Origin of the sequence: Saccharothrix sp. HUAS TT1, assembly GCF_040744945.1 — a bacterium.
In the GTDB taxonomy this organism is placed as follows: domain Bacteria; phylum Actinomycetota; class Actinomycetes; order Mycobacteriales; family Pseudonocardiaceae; genus Actinosynnema.
On record NZ_CP160454.1, the window covers coordinates 126,401 to 144,498 of the forward strand.

Consider the following 18,098-nt stretch of genomic DNA (forward strand, 5'->3'; position numbering starts at 1 on the left):
CCCCCACGACCTGCATTACATGTACATCATGTGCAGGGCATATTAGGTTGATCGAAGATCCACAACACCAACCCTCACGGAACCACCGGGAGCACCATGACCATCCGACTGTTGGTCGCCACCGCCCGAGGCCAGGGCAGGCGGGACAACGACTTCCACTGGGCCGCCGAAGGCGAACCCGTCCGCCTCGCGTCGATGTGCGACAGCGACCGCCGCAGCCCCGACTCGCGCTGCGGCTGCGGACGCGCCTTCGTCGGCCTCGACACCTCCAGGTCCACCAGCACCACCCGGGTCGCCGAACTCGACCTCACCGTCGAGGACTACGCGCGACGGCTGTTCGAGGACCAGAACCTGTTCACCCTCGACGAGTGCCGCGAGGACGCCGAGGACCTGATCCGCGCCGTTCGGGACTTCCCGGTCGGCATGGTCGTGGAGCGGCGCGGCAACACGTTGCAGGAACGCCGCGTCGTGTCCGCCCACTACCGGGTGACGTCCCTCGTCGTCCGCGAGATCCCCGGCTGCGGCGACCACGACGACGCCCTGCGGGCCGCGCACACTGAGCTGCTGGAACACGGCTGGCTGCTTCCCCGCCGCACGCACCGCGTCCACGACGTCGCCCCGCACCCGCGCCCCGGGCCCGGCGCTGCCCGCCCGTACGCCGTCGTGACGACCGTGGCCCGCGAGATCGACGGCGACGGACCCCGGCACGCCCTGGAGCTGGAGAACGCGGCGCTGCGGGAACTGGGCTGGACCCCCACCACCCGCAGGGGCGACACCTCCCGGGTCAAGGGCATCCGCCGCAGGCCCGCCGCGACCCCGACCGCGGGGAGGAGCTGACGTGGAGCGCTACTCCGTGATCATCCCGGCGGTGCGGGAGATCGCCGCCGCCGACGCCGACCGTGCCCTGGACCAGGCGTGCCTCGCGCTGCGCGCGCAGGGCTGGACCGGCATCAACGAGGGCGCCGAGATGTTCGACGTCACCACCGGCGGCACCGACGCGCACGGCCGCCGCCGCTACGCCGTGATCATCGCCGCCCTGCGCGACGTGCACGCCGACGGGCCACCCGACGTCGACATCGCCCGCGCCGAGCTGACCGGGCTGGGCTGGACGCCGCTGCCCGACGGACACGAGGTCCACGACCACAGCCCCACCGGCCGCGACCCGGTCGACGACGACCAGGCGGGAGCCGGCGATGTGGATTGAGCTGGGCCGCGGACGCGGCCACGTGTGGAGCGACCGGCCCGGCGACGCCTGGCCGTGGGGCGCGGACACCGCGTGGGACGTGGTGCTGGGCGGGGTGGTCCGCGTGCCGCACGAGGTCACCCCGCACCGCGACGACGCGCAGGGCCTGGTCGCCCGCTTCCAGTCCCGCGAGCCGCTGTTCCGCGACGTCAGCGGGGTCGTGCTGACCGAGGTGTCGGTGCACTCGCTGCGCGGGCCGTTCGAGTCGCGCGGCCGGGCCATGCCCGACTCGTGGCAGGAGGAGCAGGAGATCGGGCCGGTGCCCGAGCCGCCCGCCGGCGACGGGCTGTTCCCGCCGTGGACCGAGGTGGTCCGCCACCTCGACCCGGCCGCCGACCACCGGTTCGTCACCCTCGTGGTGGCCGCCCACCACGACCGACCCGGACCGCACGGCGTGCACGACCCCGGGCAGGCCGCCGCCGCCGGGCTGGAGCTGACCCGCGACGGGCAGGCCGGCGAGACGCCGTGGCTGGTGTGGGACCGCAGGACCCGGGTGCTGCACCGGGTGGAACAGGCCGACGTCGACGGCGCGATCGACCACGACCGGGACGGCCGATGAGCGCCGGCGGGTTCCGGGCCGCGCTCGGTGACGGCCTGTTCCCCGACTGGGAGGACGTGCTGCACCCGTCCGCGATCGACCGGCAGGAGCCTCCCCGGTTCCTGGCGGTCCTGGCGGTCGCCTACGACCCGACCACCACCGCCGGAACCGTCACCACCCCCGAGCTGGCCGCGTCCGCCGCGCTCGACCTGACGCGGGGCGGCGGGTCGTGCTTCACCGAGTGGACGGTGTGGGACCGGCAGACCCGCACGCTGCACCGGCTGGAGCAGGCGGGGTTCGACCGGCGCAGCCGCACCCGCGGGCACAGCGGACGGCCGCGCGGCACGCGCGTGGTCGACGTCGAGGAGCACGACCCGTTCGACGTCGAGGGCGTCGAGGTGTTCGTGCGCGAGCAGACGTGGAACGGCGGCGGCGTCAGCTACGACGTGGTCCGCCTGGACGACGGGGAACTGCTCACGCTCGACGAGTCGTTCGACCGCTACCCCACCCCCGACGAGATCGCGCCGCTGGTGGAGACCGTGGTGTGCAAATTCTGCGGAAAGGCCGCGTTGGCGTCGCGTGCGCACATCCACCAGAACGAATGGGTGGGAGACGAATGCTGCTGGGATCACCGACCCGGCTCGACCGCCTAGGGTCGGTCGGCTGACCGGTCGCAGGGGGTGTGAGCTGCGCAAATAGACGGGTATCACACCCCCTGCGACCTACATATGATGTACATGTGATGCAACGCCGAATAGGCTGGATGAAGATCCACACCAACCCTCACGGAAACATCGGGAGCAATTATGACGGCCAAGGAACTGAACGCGGTCCGGATCTATTTCGCCCGCAAGCCCGACGGCGAATACGAATTCGTCACCGACTGCCTCAAGGGCGTGCGCGGCGAGCCCGCGAAGTACGCCGCCGAGTCGGTCGTGGTCGGCGCGGTCGAGGCCGGCTACATCGGCGACGACAAGCGCATCGCCGACGAGATCGTGGCGATGGTCGAGTCCGAGGAGCGCGCCGACACCGAGGACACCCTGCACGCCGGGACGTCGCGGTGAGCAACACCTGGGTCGACAACCTCGCCGACGAGCAGCGCGACCAGGTCGCCGAGGTGTTCGCCACGCTGCCCGAGAACGACTCGCTGCGCCGCTACGCCGGCGACGACGTCGACTTCGGCATCTGGCTGCTCGTGGTCGACGGCGCCTGCCGCCGCAGGCTCACCGTCGGCATCTTCGACCTGCCCGACCGGCTGTGGCGCGACTGGTACGACGACGACATGACGCCGGTCCAGGCGCTGCGCACCCTGCTGGAGGAGGGCGTGGACGCGTGAGGTGCCGCCGCGACACGCACGCGCACTTCACCGAGGTCCCCGCCGGTGGCGAACTCGTCACCGGCGGGGACCGGGTGTACGCCATCGAGTTGCACGACGGCTCGGACGACGTCCGCTGGTCCATCGGCCGCGTCGTCGGCTCCGGAACCCACTGGATCGCGCTCGTCATCGGCCTGGACCACTGGACGCCCGCGTTCCCCAGCCGGGGCAGCCTCGCCGAGGCGCTGCTCATGGTGCGCGGCGAACACGCCCGCTGGCGCTGGAAGCCCTGCCGGCTGCCGCGCCCCGGCCGCTGGACTACTCCCACCCCGCGAGGAGCTGAACCGATGACCAGCGGCAACATCGACCCCGCCGACGACACCGGCGCCGCCCCGGCCGTCGCACCGCCCTACCGCTACACCGTGGTCGGCCTCGTCGACGGCGACGCGGGGGAACTGCTCGTCGCCGCGGTGTTCGACGGCGAGCACCCCCGCGTCGACGTCGGCAAGACCCCCGGCTACGAGCGTGTGGCGCTGCTCGTCGACGCCGACAACCGCGTGCAGGCCGAACGGTTCGCCGCGATCCTGGCGGCCACGGGCGGGCTGCCCGAACAGGAGAGCGCCGACCGGATCGAGCCCGGCGACACCGTCGTCCACACCCTCACCACGCCGCGCGCCGGCCATGACGACCCGCGTGAAGCCGACACCTCCGAGGTCGACCGCGTCGGCCGCACCCCCGACGACGACGTGCTGCTGTGGCTCGACGAGGACGACACCCCCACCCAGCACGACCCCAGCGAACAGCTGTGGATCGTCAAGGGAACCTGACCCCGCACCGAGGAGGACGAAGAACGTGGTGGTGACCAGAAGCAGCCCGATGCCCCAGGACGAACGCGGGCCGGTGCGGTACCTGTTCGACCGCACCCCGGTCGGCCGCGGCGCCGTCGAGGCCGCGGGCGGCGACGAGGACTACGCGATCTGGCTGGTCGAGCTGATCCAGACGCACTGGCGGGTCGGGCACCGGCCCGTCGACGACTTGCACGACCCGAAGTGGCGCGGCTTCTACGACCGGGACCTGCCCGCGTGCGACGCGATCCGCCACGCCGAGGTCGTGCCCCCGCCGCTGCCGACCCGGCCGAGGTGGGAACGGCGGTGAGGGGCGACGTCCGCGACCACCTGCTGCGCACCCTGGAGGACGCGGGCCTCGGACCGTGGATCACCGACGCCGACGGCGCCGTGCACCGCCTGCACCACTGGGTCGACGACGTGGTGCGCGGCGTGGTCGACCAGTACTCCGACACCGACGCGCCGGAGAAGCTGGCCGCGCTGCTGGAGGAGCTGGACTCCAAACCCGACCGCAAGTCGGTCTCGGTGAAGATCGTCCGCGAGATCGTCGCCCCGGCGTAGACGGAACCCACGGTGGACGGACGCGGACGGCACGCGCGGGGGCCCCGGCACCACCCGGTGCCGGGGCCCCCGCCGTCGCGTGCCGGGCGGTCAGTCGGCGCACTTCTCCAGCGCCGCCGCCAGCAGCGGCCGGTGCGCTCCGTAGAGCCGTCCGCCGTCCGCCTCCAGCGCGGCGACCAGGCCGTCCAGGTCGGCCGCGGGCACCCAGCGGGCCTCGACCGCATCGTCCGCGCCCGTGGCCGGCACCACCTCCGGGACGCGGAACACGGCCAGGGTCGTGACGACCCACGAGTTGTCGGTGACCCGCCAGTCCTCGACGTAGGTGCGAGAGATGATCAGCGGTTCGACGCCGGCCACGTCCACACCCGTCTCCTCCCGCAACTCGCGCACGAGGGCGTCGCGGGCCGTCTCGCCCTCGTCCAGCATCCCGCCGGGCACCGCCCACTCCTCGATGTCTCCGCGCTTGACCAGCAGCGCCCGCCGGTCCGCGCCGGTGCCCGCGAGCACCAGGGCATCGGCCGCCTGCTTCTCGCCCCAGTGCCCGAACAGCCTGCCCACGCGCCCGGTCCGGCCGAACGGGTTGAGCGGCCAGCGGCGGTCGTCGAAGTCGAACGGCACGAGCGCGCGGGCCTGCCGGTCCCGCCAGTCCGGCACCTCGGACGGCGTCGGGTAGGGCTCGGCCCACTCGGGCGTGCCGGCGTCCCGCATCCCCTCGGCGGTCAGGTGGTCGGGGGTGACGTCCACCGGGATGTAGCCGTGCCACGGCGTCTTCCACGTGCGGAGGTTGGCGGGCACCTTGGCGCCGGGGTGCCGGCCGTCGACGCGGGTCCCGGTCGCCCACAGCTCGGCCGGGGACGGCTCGCTCCTGGCGAGGGTGTCGCGGCGGTACTGGGCGGTGGTCTTCGTGACGCCCGTGCAGTTCGCCAGCGAACCGTAGGAGCCGCCGTCGGCCTGGTGGGCGCGCGTGGCGGCGTCCAGGACGCCCTCCAGGCGGGCCAGCAGCGAGCTGGTGTCCTGAAGCACCCACTCCGACCAGAACCTGCCGGCGCTGACCGGGCTGTCCTTGAAGCTGGTGCCCGCCCCGGGTGGGACGTGCGGATCGCGGCCCTGGCGCAGCGCGGCGATGCCGACCAGCACGGTGTCGACCGCCTCGCCGATCAGGGCGGCATCGGTGCCCAGGGCCTCCGCCTGGTCGGGCGTGAGCGACAGGACCAGGTCCAGGCCGCCGCGGGTCGAGTCGGCGCCGGTGCGGTAGTTCAGCATCCCAACCTCCAAAACGTACGGTTTTTCGTACGGCAAGCGTATAGATTTCCGTACGACCCTGGCAAGAGGCCCGATCGGGTGAACCCCGACCCGCCGAGCCCGCCCGCTCCACCCGCGCGCAGCAGTCCGCCCCGCCACCCGAAGGCGACGGGGCGGACGGGACGTCGTCCGGCGCGACGCCGTTCACCGCGCCCGGCGCCCTCCCTCCCGACGGGCCCGCTCGACGGCCGCCACCGGGTCCACCGGCAGCACCGACAGCTCCACCGTGTCCGGCCCCCACGGACCACCGTCGGCCACGACCACCTCGTACGGCCGGGTGTGGCGGCCGTGGTGGTCGCGCCGCAGGTACCCGATCCGGCCCAAGTCCGGAGCGGGCGTCCGCAGCACCAGGCCCAGGTACTCGTAGGCGAGGTGCAGGCCCGCCGCCGACCACGCCGCGACCGCCTCGGCCGCGCCCTCGTGGTGCGGGGCCAGCGCAGCCGTCACCGCCTCCGGATCCAGGGCGGCCTCCGCCCACGTGGGAGGTTGGTACTCCAGCACCTCCAGCACCTCGACGTCTTCCGGCCACAGCCACGGCGACACCCCGACGTCCGGATTCGACGTCCAGGACGTCCGCTCCCGCACCGCCTGTCCGGCCTTGCCCGACAGGCCCATCACCACGACCTCACCCTGGCGGAACGTCCGGGCCGCGCTCTCCCACGGCGCGACCGTGTGGTTCCGCAGCACCCGCAGCCGGGCGCGCACATGCCACGGCCGCTCCGGCACCGAACCCACCACCGGGCCGACCCCGCCCACCCGCACCACCCGGTCGTCCTGCCGCGTCATCGCCCCTGCTCCTCTCCCGGCGAGTCCTCGGCCGCCGCGTCGGCGGCGTGGACCTCCTTGCGGATCTGGTACACCCGGGCGCGGGACAGTTCGGCGGCGTCCCACACCTGTTTGTGCGGCACCTTGTGCGGCGTCTTGGAGTCCAGGGCGTCGACGATCGCCCGGTGGAACACCGCCGTCGACTGCTCGCCGGGCGCCCAGTACATCGCCACCTTCGCGTTGTGGATCGCGGCCACCATGCGCTCGACCGGGTCCCGCTTGCGGCTGTCCGGGGTCAGCTCGTCGAACCCGATCGAGGTGGGAAGCCGGTCGGCCAGCCAGCGCGCGGTCCGCTCGGCGGGGTTGCCCAGCCGGCGCAGGGTGCCGTCGGCGAGCAGCACCACCCGGACGTCCTCCCGGTCGTGCAGGCTGATCTCCCACCCGGCGAAGTCGGACTCCAGCGAGTCCGGCCGCTCCAGCCGCGGCAGCGTGGCCAGCGGCTTGCGGCTGTCGAGCTTGTCCATCTCGGCCGTCGGCATCAGGCCCACGACCATCACGCTCGCGAAGCGACCGACGCCGCCCAGCTCGGCCCACGTGAGCAGGTTGGTCGCGTGCCCGCGGGGCAGGGTGGTGCGCAGATTGCTGGGCAGCGTGCCGCCCAGGGGGAACGAGCTGCTGTGCCACGACAGCTTGATCGGCCCGCCCGGATCGTCGGCCAGAGCCCCGGTCGTCGAGGCCAGGCCGTCTTCCCGGTGCAGGTTGCGCTCCATCACATCCATACCGGATGTCTACCCCACTGGACTGAAACAGTCCAGTGGGGTAGACCTTTTTGTCCAGTGAGGTAGATACTGATCACCGACACACCCCCGACCGCTCCACGAGCTACATGTGATCGACATATGATGTACATGACATGCACCTCACCGACAGCACGGAGCCACCGCCGATGACCAGCCCGAACACCTGGTACACCTGTTCGTTCCCCGAGTACGCACTACCCGCCGACGAGGCGATCCCGGTGCGCTCCGCGAACGGCTTCCCCCGCTACAAGATCCGCTACCCGCTCGTCCACGCCCTGCCCTCCACCTTCCCCGCGAAGGAGTGGGTGTTCGGCGGACTCGGCCGCGACGAGTTCACCCAGCGCTACCTCGACATGATGAACACCGACGGCTACGTCGACCGGGTCCGCGAGGAGGCCGCGGTCATCCGCCGCGCGATGGGCGTCGCCGAGGACTTCCCCCTCGCCCTGCTCTGCTTCGAGCAACTGGCCAAGAAGCCCGCCAAGGGCAAGGGCACGCCCTGGTGCCACCGCACCATCTTCGCCGCCGGCTGGACGCAGCTCACCGGCGAACCCGTGCGGGAACTCGGCGCCGTGCCGATGCCCGAGACCGCCGCCGAGGAACGCGCCCTCGACGGCCTGTTCTGACCGACCCGGAAACACCGGGACGGGTATCACAAAAACAATGCGCGCACAGGCCGGTAAAACTGGCTTGCGCGCGCATTGTCGAATAGGATTAAAGGAGACGAAAGCAAAAAGAAAGACAAAGAATCACAAGGGGTGCGCAGTGAGCGAATTCGATCCGTCGATCGAGCTGGCCGACCAGGTCGCCGAGGGGCCGCGCAAGTACGAGACCGGCGCCGACGTCATCGACCACGTCATGGACCTGCTGCGCCCGAAGGTGCAGCGCTGGAACCTCGACCGCGGTGTCACCCTCACCGAGGAGCAGTTGGGCCTGCGCACGCTGACCACGTTCGGCGTCATGTTCCCGCGCTTCCTCGACAACCTCCGCGCCGCCTCGCCGCGCCTGGCCGCCTGGCTGGAGCAGGAGCTGGTCGACGAGTTCGAGAACGCCGAGCCGCTCGATGCCTGACCGCGACGACGTCACCGCACCCGACGTCACCGCGCCCGTGGAGTGCGTCGGGTGCGGTGACGAGGTGCCCGCCGAGCGGGCCGAGCTGGGCTATCGGCACTGCGTGAAGAAGGAGTGCCGCGACCGGCACGGACAGGGCCTGACCATCACCACCGTCGCCGTGAACAAGAGCTCGCCGGTCGTGCTGGTCGGCGACGCCGCCGACATCGCCCGGCGCGGCGCACGCGGCGAGTTCGCGCCCAAGGACTCCGGGCTGGGCCTGGACTACCGCAGCCGCACACCCGCCGGGCAACCGGCCGCGCCGCCGCCGGCACGCCGGCCGGTCACCCGGCCGGCGCCCGTCCGGCGGCCGTGGAGCGAGCAGCAGGAGAAGGTCGTGCGCCTGTACGCGCAGATGGGGTTGAGCCCCCGCGGGATCGCCGAACGGGCCCAGGCGAACACGCCCGCGCTGAGGATCACCGCGCGTCTCGCCATCCAGATCCTGTGCACGCCGCCGCCGCGTCGGCGACCCGGCGTCTGAAATCGCCGCGACAACCACACGAAATCAATCCAAAAATTCGCGCGCACAACCCGGTAAAACTGGATCGCGTGCGCGAATTCGAATAGGATTGGATTACGGAAATCAACCGGAAAAAATCGGGAATCGCTGTAGGGGAAAGGGGTGGCGGTGTTCGCGTCGTGCAGCTACACGCAGTTCCGGCCGTGGATGGGGGTGCCGGTGCGCACCAGCGTCGGCGCGCCCCGCCATACCCCCGGCTACCTGCTGGAGCACCGGATGCCGCAGTGGACGCCGCGCCGCGACACGCTGCACCTGCCCTACGACGAGTTCCGCCGCGCCTACCGGCACCAGTTGCACCGCACGCAGCGCCAGGCCCTCGACCAGGCCGACATCCTCCGCGCCGCCGCCGGCGTCGGCGACGACGTGCCGCTGGTGCTGTTGTGCTTCGAAGACCTCGCCACCGTCGGCCTCTGGTGTCACCGCACCCTGCTGGCCGAGTGGATCTCCGCCAAGACCGGGCTGGAGGTGCCGGAGTACGGCGACCACCTGATCGCCTCGCCCGTCACCCTGCCGTCCGCGCCCGCCGAGCCGCAGTTGGCGCTCGCGTTCGACTGACCCACCGCCCGGCCTCCTCCACCCGCTTCTTCCACCCCGCTCCGGACGCCGGAACGGGGTGTTCGCCGACCCTCACGGAGACGTGCAGCCCATGAACGACGCCCGCCCACCCGTTCTCCCCGAGCCCGCCCCCGAGGCGGCAGCGGCCCGCGCAGGCCGTCCCCGCCGCCCGCTGGTCGCCTGGTCGGCGGCCGTCGCGGTGCTCGCGGTCGGCGTCACCGGCGCCGCGTGGCTGGCCGCCGCCCACCCGCCCCGACCCGCGCGGATCGTGCCGGAGAGCACGTCGACCTCCGCCGTGCGCGTGGTGCCCGCGACGTCCGCCACCCCGACCCCGTCGACCGGCGTCGCGGTCGAGGGCGCGTCGCCGCGCACCCGTCCGCCCCGCTGCGCCCGACCGGTCGACGGCCGGTGAACCGGCCGCCGCCGTCCGGGCCCGCACCCGGTGGGGCCGGCTATCGTGACCCGGTGGTCCAGCCCGCCCCCGCCGGCCCGCCGTCACCGCCCCGGTCGTCGACCTGGTGTTCGCGCTGCGGCAAGCGCTCCTACCGCAGCCGCGACTCCGCCCTGCGGTTCATCGCCAGATCCCGGCACGCCCTGCTGGCCACCGGCGTGTTCGAGTCCGGCACGCTGCCCGACGGTCTGCGACCCGGGCGGGCCTACCAGTGCGAGGACGACCCGGCGGGCACCTGGCACGTCACGCGCAGGGAGCTGCTGCCGCTGGAGCTGCCGCGTCTCGACGGCGCCGACGTCGACGTGGTCGGCGCGGTCGTGCTGGCCGTGCACCGGCAGCGCGGCAGGCTGTTCCCGACCCGTGAGCGGTTCGTCGACGCGCTCGGCGTCGCCCCGGTCGTGGCCGAAGGGCTGCGGCGGGTGCTCAAGGAGGCGCGGCTGCTGGTCTTCGACCACGACACGGCCATGCTGCGCACCACGCTGGCACCGCTGAACGTGCCGGTGTCGGTGCTGCGGGCCCGCGTGCACACCTTGACCTACTCGCAGTCGGGGCACACCTCGTTGACGCTGCCGCCGCGCCCGACCGCCCGCCCCGACCTGGTGCCCGCCGTGCTGCTGGAGGCGGTGCTCGCGCACCCGCCCGGCACGCGCCTGCCCGGCGTGGGTCCCCTCTCGGACCACTTCCTGCTCCCCAAGCCGGAGATCCGGCGGATCAGGTCGGCGCTGGCCGAGCTGGGATGGCTGCGCCTCGACAGCGACCACTACTTCACCGCCCGCCCCGACCGGCCGTCCGGCTGATCGGCACGCCGCACCCGGGCGGGTGCGGCGTGCCGGCGGGCGGCGTCGGGAAGGTGGCGGCATCCTGCACGGTGGACATCGGTCGACTGGCGCATCGGGGCCGGGCCGCGGCAGCCGCACAGAGACGGAACCCGCAGCCATGAACGGCCCCGACCTCATCCCCTTCCCCGAGCACGGCGACGAACCCGCCCCGGCCCGCACGGAGGGTTCGCGCCGCCGGCGCGCGTGGATCATCGCGTGCGCGCTGGTCGCCGCCCTCGCGGTGGCCGCCGTCGCCCTGGTGCACGCCGTCGACCGGCCGGAGCCCGCACCGTCCGTGGTGCGCGGCTCGTCCGCGCCGTCGACCGCGACCGGGTCGGTGACGCTGCGGGTGCTGCCCGGCCTCCCGCCCACCCCGTCCACCGCCGACCCGGGTGTGCCGGCCGCCTCGTCCACCGGCCTGTCCGACACCGACCGGCAGGTCGCCGCGCTCGTCGACGCCGACCCGGGCCTGCGTGACGCCCTCGGCGGTGGCGACCGGGCCGCCCGCGCCGTGCGGCAGCTGTGCGGGCTGTTCGACCGCGACCCGGGCAAGGCCGCCAGCGACGTGCACGCCGCCGTGCACCGCATGGGCTGGTCCGACCATCCCGGCCGCAACGCCGCCTACGTCGAGCTGCTGGAGCAGGCCCTGCCGATCGCCTGCCCCGAGCACGGCGACGCCGTCGACGACGCCCGCCACGACCGGGTGCCGCTGGTGGTGGACGACGGGACGTGGCTGGTGCCGCAGCCGCACAGCTCGCCGTTCGAGCTGCGGGTGAGCATCGTGCCCGGCACCTACCGGCTCGCCGGGCCCGCCGTGGACTGCTACTGGGAACGCACCGCGCCCGACGGCACGATGCGCGAGCAGCGGTTCGCCCACGACGAGCCCGAGGCGTCGGTGACCGTGCTGGCCACCGACGCCGTGTTCATCAGCCGCGGGTGCGGACGGTGGGTGCGGGCCCGGTAGCGGCGGCCAGGCCCAGGGCGGCGGCGACCGTGTCCTCCAGGGTGTAGCGGACCGGCACGCCGTGCCGGCGGGCGACGTGCGCCAGGTACCGGTTCCGCTCGGGATTCGGACAATCCGGAGGGACGCCCAGCACGGCGCGGCCGGTGTCGACATCCATGCCGAACTCGGTGTTCGTCGTCAACCCCGGCAGGGTGCGCATGTCCCGGGGGATCCAGAACATGATCGCCGCCACGGAGGCGCGCGAGTCGATCTCCCAGTCCACGTGCTCCTCATACGAGGAGGCGCGCAGCCCGTCGCGGGACTCGGGGCTGACCACCACCAGCTCCCGCGGGTCCGACCAGCGCGCGGCGAGGACGTCGAACGCGGCCGGGCGCCACGACGGCGGGCCGCCGGCCTCCGGGGTGGGGCCGGCGAGGAACACCGACGGGCCGCGCAGCGGCACCGGCTCCCGGGCCATGACCAGGCGCACGCGGGCGTTCACCGGGCACCCGCCGGCTGCCAGCGCTGCTCCTGGCGGCGGGCTTCCTGCTGCGGGGTCCACAGCAGCGGCAGGCCGTCGCCCGGCTCGCGCGGCACCACGTGCCAGTGGGCGTGGAACACCGTCTGTGTGGCGTCGCTGCCCTTGGAGGTGATGATGTTCGCCGACGGCATCTCGTCCATCAGCACCGAGGCGCGGGCCATCATGGCGGCCGACACGACCAGGTCGGTGCCCGCGTCGGGCACGTGCACGCGGGGCACCACGAGCACGTGGCCGGGGTGGACTCCGCCGCTGCGCGGACGAATAGCGACAGCGTCCGACCACCGTCGGACGATATTCGCCGGAAGTGTTCCGGCGACAATGGCACAGAAAGCGCAGCCCGGCTCCGCGGAGTCGTGGGGTGGTGCGCATGGCGTCGAGGTCATGAGACGACTGTGACGGGAGCACGACAGGTTGCGCCAGGTGTTTCCTGTTTCCCACCGCCTTGTCAACAGGCATTCACTCCGCAGGTCAGGCCGTTGCCCGACTCTGCCGCACTTCTGCGGAGACGTCCCTGCCCGCACGATTGCGGACAGTCGTCGTAACTGGCCAGAAAGGTGACGAAAAGTGGACACGCCCGGCCGCCGACTAGACGGGTATCACACCGCAAAAAGGGCTCCGCACCCGGTGAAACTGGATCGCGTGAGCGAAAAAGAATAGGATAAAGTTACAGAACAAACGGTTACCGGAAATAGTGGAGGGCGACATGGGCGACATCGTCAAGCGGGTCGAGGCGATCATGAGCGAGGCCGTGGGCAGCCCGGTCACCATGAAGGACCTCAACGGCTCCGCGTGCGCCGACCTCATGCTCTACGAGCTGGCCGGCCAGATCGCCGGGCACCGGGAGACCGTGCGCACCCGCACCGCCTCGATCATCAAGGACATGCAGCGTGTCCTCGACGGCGGAGAGGCCAGCACCCTGGCCTCGTCGTCGGATAGCCGCAACCACGACGCGGCCGTGGCCGCCCTGGACGCGCTGGCGAAGCCGCTGGCGATGGCGGCGAACTTCTACCGCACCGAGCACGGACTCGACGGCAAGTAGGCGCGGAAGCCGAACGACGGACCCGAGGAGGTTCGCGGGTGAAGACGACGAAGGCCCGACCGGGGACGAACCCGGCCGGGCCTCGCGCGTCCCACCGCCTCCTCGACGGCGACCCGCCCGCGCATCACTCCCACGGCTTCGGCGTGCGGTTCACCACCCGGTCCAGCAGCAGCCGCATCGTGGGGGCCGGGTCGTCGCCGCGACCGATCTGCGCCAGCAGCACCGCCACCGACCGGCCACCCGAGCACAGCACCACCGGCGCGTCGTCGGACACGTGGGACACGTCGCCGGGGATCATCAGCAGGTTGTGGCCGCGCAGCTCCCGCGCCATGTCCACCGGAGAGGCGTCGAACACCTCGCGCACCGGCCCCGCGGTCGTGCCGACGAACCCGCCGCGCGCGGCGACCAGGCGCATCACCTCGTTCATGCGCGGCCGGGCGCCCTGCGACGTGTCCGGGAACTCCACTCGGCCAGGTGCACCGTCCAGGCGATCAGGTCGGCGCCGCCGAGCACCGAGGGCGGCGCGCTCATGCCCCGACCGCCCGGTCGCCCCACGGGGTGCGACCGTCCACCGGCGCCCCCGCGGCCGGCCCGCGCCGCGCGAGGCCGTCCAGCACCTCCTGCACGAACCCGGCCACCGCCTGCCCGCCGCCGGTGTCGACGCGGCCGGCGGCGGCCACAAGCCGGCCCACCGCGTCCGAGACGTCGAACAGCACCACCGGCGCGTCGTCGGCGGCGTCGGGCAGCGCGGCGGGCAGCACATCCAGGTCGTGCACCGCCAGCCACGCGGCCGGCGGCGCGTCGGGCAGGCGGGCGAACACCGCGCGCACCGCCCCGGCGGTGGTCGCGACCGAGCCGCCGTGCTCGCGCACCCGGTGCATCGCGTCCGCCATCGCCGCGTGCGGATTGCCGTGCAGCCCGCCGGTCAGCGTGATCCGGACGCTGCTCGCGTCCAGCCGCACCGGAAGGTCCGGGTCGCGGTGCGCCCGGGACAGGCCGCGGGCGACGGTCACCAGGTCGTGCACGGCGGTCACCGGATCGTGCCCGGCGTCGCCGCCGACCCGGCCCGCCAGGTCCAGCAGCATCGACACCAGCTGCCCACCGGAGGGCGGGACCGGCCGCGCCACGTCCGACGCCACGGGCGACGGGAACAAGAACGGGGTGGTGGTGGTCACCCGGTGAGTATGGCGCGGCACGCTGTGTGCATCCCCGCCGGTCTGCGGACACCCGACCGTGAACATGCCGAGGCCCGACCGGCGACGTTGCCGATCGGGCCTGCACACGCTGTAGAGGGTCGGGATGCGCCGAGCGGGTGTCAGGAAACGGTCGACGTGATGTCGACGGGCTCCACCTCGATCACCGTCGTCGGGATCGCGGTTCCCGCCGGGCCCGCCGCGGTGAGCGCGGCGAGGGCGGCCAGATCGTCGTAGCGGCCCGCCTTCGCATCGGCCAGGAACATCTCCCACTCGGCCGCGGTGTAGACGTGGGTGCGGGCCACGCGCTCCTCCGGGGAGAGCTTGTCGTCCTGCACCGAGACCACGAACTGCGGGCCGTCCTCGCCGTCGACCGCCACGACGGCCACCGTGAGGCACGTGGTGCCGGACGCGGTGCCCGTCGGCGGCAGGTGCGGAGCGGTCGCCGCCTGCCGGTACACGGCGTCGGGAAGACCGGGGTAAGGGTTGGTCAAGGGGTTCACGGTTCCTCCGGGGTGAGGGTCGGGAGTGGTGCGGCACAACAAGCCGGGCGGCGGGCCGACCGATCACAGGTCGGCGGCCACCCCGTGGAGGAAGGCGGCCGTCGCCGCCGGGTCCTCGGCGTTGCGCAACGCCCTGGCGAACATGTGGTTCGCCGCCGAGATGTTGTCATGATCCTCGTAGACGCCTCGGCCCACCTCGGCGTCCACCTCGACCACGTCGGGGTCGACGTCGTCGTCAAAGCCGTAGATCGCGCAGCTCGACACCGCCGGCCACGGGCCCTTCGCGTAGGGGAGGTAGCGGATGTCCATGCCCGCTTCGATGTCGACTTCCAGCCGCTTGAGCTGCCCCTTCATCACGCTACGGCCGCCGACAATCTGACGCACGGCCGTTTCGCCCATCACCACGACGAGGCCGCGGAACCCCGAACGCTTGAACAGGTGCTCGCGGCGCTCCATGCGCAGGTCGACCAGCTTCGGCACGTGCATCGGTCGGATGTTGCCGCCGGTCGCCGAGATCACCGCGTGCGCGTACTCCTCGGTCTCCAGCAGGCCCGACACGAACATCGACTCGTAGATGCGCAGGGTGTCGGCGCTGTCCTCCAGTTCCAGCACGAACCGTAGGTCGGCGCCCAGGGTGGAGCCGTAATCGTCCCACCACGCCGGCTGCTCGGTGCGCGCCAGCAAGGCCGTCAACTGCCCGGTCGTCTCGTCGCCCGCGTCCAGCCGCGCGCACAGCGTGGCCAGCTCGTCCGGATCGGGTCTCGACGAGCCGTTCTCGATCCGCGACAGGTAGCCCTGCGTGATGTGCAGGTCCTTGGGGCGGCCCGCGTTCACCGCCGTGCACGCCTGGGCCTGGCTCTTGCCGGTCTGCACCCGCAGGCGGCGGAGCCTGCGTCCGAGCTGCTTGGCGGGCAGCGTCCTGCGTGGCATGAAGGCCACCTTTCCCTCGTTCGTCGTATCGTGGCCTGTTCGCCCACCCTCGGGCCGCACGACGGGTTGGACGGTTGTCAATGTGATTCATCCCAATGGGCGACTGTCGCTGTCGGAATAATTCCGGAATGATTCCACACAGAGCAGGACGGACGCAGGACGAGGCGAACGCCCAGCTCGGCCGGTAGTCGGATCGGCGGTATCGGTGCCCCTCGCACCGCTCCCCGACCCGAGTCGCCGAACCCGGCTCCGGCTCCGGCGGTCCTCCGTACAGGTGCACTACCCGGCACCACAGGTGCAGTACCCGGCACCCATCCCCCGTACGGAGGTCCGCCCACCAACACCGGGCGGCAGGGACAGGTCGTGGCCATGCGGAACCTCCTCGACACGACAGTCTCCCGCCCTTGCCAGGCCGGCCGCGTCGCCCCGACCCCCACGGGCCGTCGACGCGGCCGGCCTTTCGTCTTCTCCGGGCCCGACCCGGCCCGGGACACCCCGCCCAGGAAGGCAGCGTCCCAGCGATGACCAGCCCAACCCTCATCCGCACCACCCCGGCCGCCACACCCGCACCTCGCAACCCGGCCGGCCACCGTCCCGACGGCCGCCGTCACGGCGACCACGAGCCCGTCGACCCCGCCGCCGGGAACACCCGCTCCCTGGCCGACGCCGACGCCGTGCAGGCCGCCCTCGATGCCGTGACCGGCGTCCACACCGAACCGGCCGTCTACTTCAGCGCCCTGGAGCACCGCCACCTCGGCGCTCTGCTCGACCGGCACCTGCCGGGCGTGGTGTTCACCCGCACGCTCCGCGCCGCCGGGCTGTGCTGCGAGGTGCTGTTCGTCGACACCGCCGCGCCCGCCGTCGTCCACGCACCCGACTGCGAGACCACCGACGGCGCCGCCTGCGCGCCCGGCTGCGTCGACCACGGCCCGGTCACCGCCGTGCGCGCCGTGCTCACCTGGGACTCCTCGATCAACCACACCGTCGTCGCCGTCGCCTCCGTCGGCGACCGTGCCCTGTGGGACCGGCTCGTGGCCTGCGGCGTCATGTGGGAGATGGCCGGCCGCCCGGTGCCCGCCCTGGACGCCGTGCCCACCATCGCCCGCGCCGTCGAAAACGCCACCGGGCAGAACGGCGGGCAGCGGTCGTGAGCACCCGCGTCCGCCACGCCCGCCACCTCGCCAGCGTGCTCACCCGCGACACCGGCACAGACGTCCAGCTCGTCTACGTGCGCACGCCGGGCGCGATCACGGCCCCGCAGGGCGGCTACGAGGTCCGGTGGCAGGGCGGCCCCACCGAGGACGACATGCGCCGCGCCGCCGAAGCCAACCAGGACGAGGCGCCGCTGATCCCCGTGCAGGCCCTGGCCTACGAGCGACGGAGGGCACGGTCGTGACCGCCGTCCTGACCCGCCCCGACCGGACCCGGCCGCCGCTGGTGTCCGACGCCGAGCTGGAACGCGCCCTGCGCGAACTGCTGCCCGACCCCGTCAAGGACGTCATCGCCCGCGGCGACGTGCGCACCATGACCTGCCGCTCGCCGTGGAGCCTGCACATCTGCGACGGCCGCAAACCCGTGGAGAACCGGCCGAAGAACATCGCGGGCGAGTGGCGCGGGAGGCTGCTCGTCCACACCGGCCTCCAGCACGACCACGCCGGTGCCGCCTGGGCGGCGCGGCTCCTCGGCGTCGACCCGCCGACACCCGCGGCCTGCTCGCCGGGGCACTGGATCGGCGCGGTCGACCTGGTCGACGCGCACCCCGCCGACGGGCAGTGCTGCGGCCCGTGGTCGCGGCCCGACGGCTGCCACCTGGTGCTGCGCAACCCCACCCGGTTCCGCCGCCCCATCCCCGGCAGCGGCTCGCTCGGCCTGCGCAGGGTCACCGACCCGGAACTGATCGCCGCCGCCCTGCACGGCCACTGACCGGCCACCACCACCGCGACGACAGCCCGGTGAAAGCCCGGTGACAGGCCGCCGGCAGATGCTCCACCCCGCGCCCCCGGCACCAGACGGTGCCGGGGGCGCGCCGCGTCCGGCACCGCCCCGCACCCCGCCCCCGGCAGGTTTCCGGCACGCCGGCGGCGGAGGAACACGAAGCGGACCCGACAGGGCGCGGGCACCCCGAC

Annotated in this window: 29 protein-coding genes; 20 read left to right on the forward strand and 9 right to left on the reverse strand. The window is 73.0% G+C overall.

Going from position 1 to position 18,098, the window contains the following annotated elements:
* Nucleotides 1-96 precede the first annotated feature (96 nt).
* The 9 genes from AB0F89_RS38220 (at nt 97) to AB0F89_RS38260 (ending at nt 4,502) form a co-directional block, all read left to right on the forward strand.
* Nucleotides 97-837, forward strand: coding sequence for a hypothetical protein (locus AB0F89_RS38220; protein ID WP_367139310.1), 741 nt, complete (start codon nt 97-99; stop codon nt 835-837).
* Nucleotide 838: 1 nt separating this feature from the next.
* A complete protein-coding gene (locus tag AB0F89_RS38225) occupies nt 839-1,204 on the forward strand; it encodes a hypothetical protein (protein ID WP_367139312.1) in 366 nt (121 codons plus the stop codon).
* Nucleotides 1,194-1,802, forward strand: a complete 609-nt coding sequence (locus AB0F89_RS38230; RefSeq protein ID WP_367139314.1) for a hypothetical protein — start codon at nt 1,194-1,196, stop codon at nt 1,800-1,802. The genes AB0F89_RS38225 and AB0F89_RS38230 overlap by 11 nt, the downstream gene beginning before the upstream one ends.
* Nucleotides 1,799-2,434, forward strand: a complete 636-nt coding sequence (locus tag AB0F89_RS38235; protein WP_367139316.1) for a hypothetical protein — start codon at nt 1,799-1,801, stop codon at nt 2,432-2,434. The genes AB0F89_RS38230 and AB0F89_RS38235 overlap by 4 nt, the downstream gene beginning before the upstream one ends.
* 153 nt (nt 2,435-2,587) lie before the next feature.
* Nucleotides 2,588-2,845: a hypothetical protein gene (locus tag AB0F89_RS38240; protein WP_367139318.1), complete on the forward strand. Its 258-nt coding sequence runs from the start codon at nt 2,588-2,590 to the stop codon at nt 2,843-2,845.
* Nucleotides 2,842-3,117: a hypothetical protein gene (locus tag AB0F89_RS38245; protein WP_367139320.1), complete on the forward strand. Its 276-nt coding sequence runs from the start codon at nt 2,842-2,844 to the stop codon at nt 3,115-3,117. Before AB0F89_RS38240 ends, AB0F89_RS38245 begins: the two co-directional genes overlap by 4 nt.
* Entirely contained in the window at nt 3,114-3,923 is an 810-nt protein-coding gene (locus AB0F89_RS38250) for a hypothetical protein (RefSeq protein WP_367139322.1), read from the forward strand. The genes AB0F89_RS38245 and AB0F89_RS38250 overlap by 4 nt, the downstream gene beginning before the upstream one ends.
* A 31-nt stretch (nt 3,924-3,954) precedes the next feature.
* A complete protein-coding gene (locus AB0F89_RS38255) occupies nt 3,955-4,251 on the forward strand; it encodes a hypothetical protein (RefSeq protein WP_367139324.1) in 297 nt (98 codons plus the stop codon).
* Nucleotides 4,248-4,502 (forward strand): hypothetical protein, encoded by a 255-nt coding sequence (locus tag AB0F89_RS38260; RefSeq protein ID WP_367139326.1) that lies wholly within the window; start codon nt 4,248-4,250, stop codon nt 4,500-4,502. The genes AB0F89_RS38255 and AB0F89_RS38260 overlap by 4 nt, the downstream gene beginning before the upstream one ends.
* Nucleotides 4,503-4,592: 90 nt before the next feature.
* On the opposite strand, the gene AB0F89_RS38265 is transcribed toward AB0F89_RS38260, so the two are convergent.
* The 3 genes from AB0F89_RS38265 to AB0F89_RS38275 all read right to left on the reverse strand — a co-directional run bounded on the left by AB0F89_RS38265 (nt 4,593) and on the right by AB0F89_RS38275 (nt 7,348).
* Nucleotides 4,593-5,765: an NUDIX hydrolase gene (locus tag AB0F89_RS38265; protein ID WP_367139328.1), complete on the reverse strand. Its 1,173-nt coding sequence runs from the start codon at nt 5,763-5,765 to the stop codon at nt 4,593-4,595.
* Between the two features lie 183 nt (nt 5,766-5,948).
* A complete protein-coding gene (locus AB0F89_RS38270) occupies nt 5,949-6,590 on the reverse strand; it encodes a hypothetical protein (protein WP_367139330.1) in 642 nt (213 codons plus the stop codon).
* Nucleotides 6,587-7,348 carry a hypothetical protein gene (locus tag AB0F89_RS38275; RefSeq protein WP_367139332.1) on the reverse strand — a complete coding sequence of 254 codons (762 nt, stop codon included), beginning with the start codon at nt 7,346-7,348 and terminating at the stop codon, nt 6,587-6,589. The genes AB0F89_RS38270 and AB0F89_RS38275 overlap by 4 nt, the downstream gene beginning before the upstream one ends.
* A 167-nt stretch (nt 7,349-7,515) precedes the next feature.
* On the opposite strand from AB0F89_RS38275, the gene AB0F89_RS38280 reads away from it, so the two are divergent.
* The 7 genes from AB0F89_RS38280 (at nt 7,516) to AB0F89_RS38310 (ending at nt 11,787) form a co-directional block, all read left to right on the forward strand.
* The gene (locus AB0F89_RS38280; protein WP_367139334.1) at nt 7,516-7,995 is read left to right on the forward strand and encodes a hypothetical protein; all 480 of its coding nucleotides are present in this window, start codon (nt 7,516-7,518) and stop codon (nt 7,993-7,995) included.
* A gap of 139 nt (nt 7,996-8,134) precedes the next feature.
* The gene (locus tag AB0F89_RS38285) at nt 8,135-8,440 is read left to right on the forward strand and encodes a hypothetical protein (protein ID WP_367139336.1); all 306 of its coding nucleotides are present in this window, start codon (nt 8,135-8,137) and stop codon (nt 8,438-8,440) included.
* On the forward strand, nt 8,433-8,960 hold the full coding sequence (locus AB0F89_RS38290) for a hypothetical protein (RefSeq protein ID WP_367139338.1): 528 nt from the start codon (nt 8,433-8,435) through the stop codon (nt 8,958-8,960). The genes AB0F89_RS38285 and AB0F89_RS38290 overlap by 8 nt, the downstream gene beginning before the upstream one ends.
* Nucleotides 8,961-9,101: 141 nt before the next feature.
* A complete protein-coding gene (locus AB0F89_RS38295) occupies nt 9,102-9,554 on the forward strand; it encodes a hypothetical protein (protein WP_367139340.1) in 453 nt (150 codons plus the stop codon).
* 91 nt (nt 9,555-9,645) lie between these two features.
* Complete coding sequence (locus AB0F89_RS38300) at nt 9,646-9,966, forward strand: hypothetical protein (RefSeq protein ID WP_367139342.1); 321 nt, start codon at nt 9,646-9,648, stop codon at nt 9,964-9,966.
* A gap of 53 nt (nt 9,967-10,019) precedes the next feature.
* The gene (locus AB0F89_RS38305; RefSeq protein WP_367139344.1) at nt 10,020-10,802 is read left to right on the forward strand and encodes a hypothetical protein; all 783 of its coding nucleotides are present in this window, start codon (nt 10,020-10,022) and stop codon (nt 10,800-10,802) included.
* Between the two features lie 139 nt (nt 10,803-10,941).
* Entirely contained in the window at nt 10,942-11,787 is an 846-nt protein-coding gene (locus tag AB0F89_RS38310) for a hypothetical protein (protein WP_367139346.1), read from the forward strand.
* Here AB0F89_RS38310 and AB0F89_RS38315 read toward each other — a convergent pair.
* Nucleotides 11,750-12,268: a nucleoside 2-deoxyribosyltransferase domain-containing protein gene (locus AB0F89_RS38315; RefSeq protein WP_367139348.1), complete on the reverse strand. Its 519-nt coding sequence runs from the start codon at nt 12,266-12,268 to the stop codon at nt 11,750-11,752. The genes AB0F89_RS38310 and AB0F89_RS38315 overlap by 38 nt on opposite strands.
* Complete coding sequence (locus AB0F89_RS38320) at nt 12,265-12,600, reverse strand: HIT family protein (protein WP_367139754.1); 336 nt, start codon at nt 12,598-12,600, stop codon at nt 12,265-12,267. The genes AB0F89_RS38315 and AB0F89_RS38320 overlap by 4 nt, the downstream gene beginning before the upstream one ends.
* 410 nt (nt 12,601-13,010) lie before the next feature.
* On the opposite strand from AB0F89_RS38320, the gene AB0F89_RS38325 reads away from it, so the two are divergent.
* Entirely contained in the window at nt 13,011-13,346 is a 336-nt protein-coding gene (locus AB0F89_RS38325) for a hypothetical protein (RefSeq protein ID WP_367139350.1), read from the forward strand.
* A 124-nt stretch (nt 13,347-13,470) separates the two neighbouring features.
* On the opposite strand, the gene AB0F89_RS38330 is transcribed toward AB0F89_RS38325, so the two are convergent.
* The 4 genes from AB0F89_RS38330 to AB0F89_RS38345 form a co-directional block, all read right to left on the reverse strand.
* Nucleotides 13,471-13,812 carry a hypothetical protein gene (locus AB0F89_RS38330; protein WP_367139352.1) on the reverse strand — a complete coding sequence of 114 codons (342 nt, stop codon included), beginning with the start codon at nt 13,810-13,812 and terminating at the stop codon, nt 13,471-13,473.
* A 61-nt stretch (nt 13,813-13,873) separates the two neighbouring features.
* Nucleotides 13,874-14,521, reverse strand: a complete 648-nt coding sequence (locus tag AB0F89_RS38335) for a hypothetical protein (RefSeq protein ID WP_367139354.1) — start codon at nt 14,519-14,521, stop codon at nt 13,874-13,876.
* Nucleotides 14,522-14,661: 140 nt separating this feature from the next.
* Nucleotides 14,662-15,033 carry a hypothetical protein gene (locus tag AB0F89_RS38340; protein WP_367139356.1) on the reverse strand — a complete coding sequence of 124 codons (372 nt, stop codon included), beginning with the start codon at nt 15,031-15,033 and terminating at the stop codon, nt 14,662-14,664.
* A 72-nt stretch (nt 15,034-15,105) separates the two neighbouring features.
* On the reverse strand, nt 15,106-15,972 hold the full coding sequence (locus AB0F89_RS38345) for a helix-turn-helix domain-containing protein (RefSeq protein ID WP_367139358.1): 867 nt from the start codon (nt 15,970-15,972) through the stop codon (nt 15,106-15,108).
* A 521-nt stretch (nt 15,973-16,493) separates the two neighbouring features.
* Here AB0F89_RS38345 and AB0F89_RS38350 point away from each other — a divergent pair.
* The 3 genes from AB0F89_RS38350 to AB0F89_RS38360 are packed head-to-tail and all read left to right on the forward strand — an operon-like array spanning nt 16,494 to nt 17,895.
* Nucleotides 16,494-17,123 carry a hypothetical protein gene (locus AB0F89_RS38350; RefSeq protein WP_367139360.1) on the forward strand — a complete coding sequence of 210 codons (630 nt, stop codon included), beginning with the start codon at nt 16,494-16,496 and terminating at the stop codon, nt 17,121-17,123.
* Complete coding sequence (locus tag AB0F89_RS38355) at nt 17,120-17,368, forward strand: hypothetical protein (RefSeq protein WP_367139362.1); 249 nt, start codon at nt 17,120-17,122, stop codon at nt 17,366-17,368. The genes AB0F89_RS38350 and AB0F89_RS38355 overlap by 4 nt, the downstream gene beginning before the upstream one ends.
* Nucleotides 17,365-17,895 (forward strand): hypothetical protein, encoded by a 531-nt coding sequence (locus AB0F89_RS38360; protein ID WP_367139364.1) that lies wholly within the window; start codon nt 17,365-17,367, stop codon nt 17,893-17,895. The genes AB0F89_RS38355 and AB0F89_RS38360 overlap by 4 nt, the downstream gene beginning before the upstream one ends.
* Nucleotides 17,896-18,098: the final 203 nt, after the last annotated feature.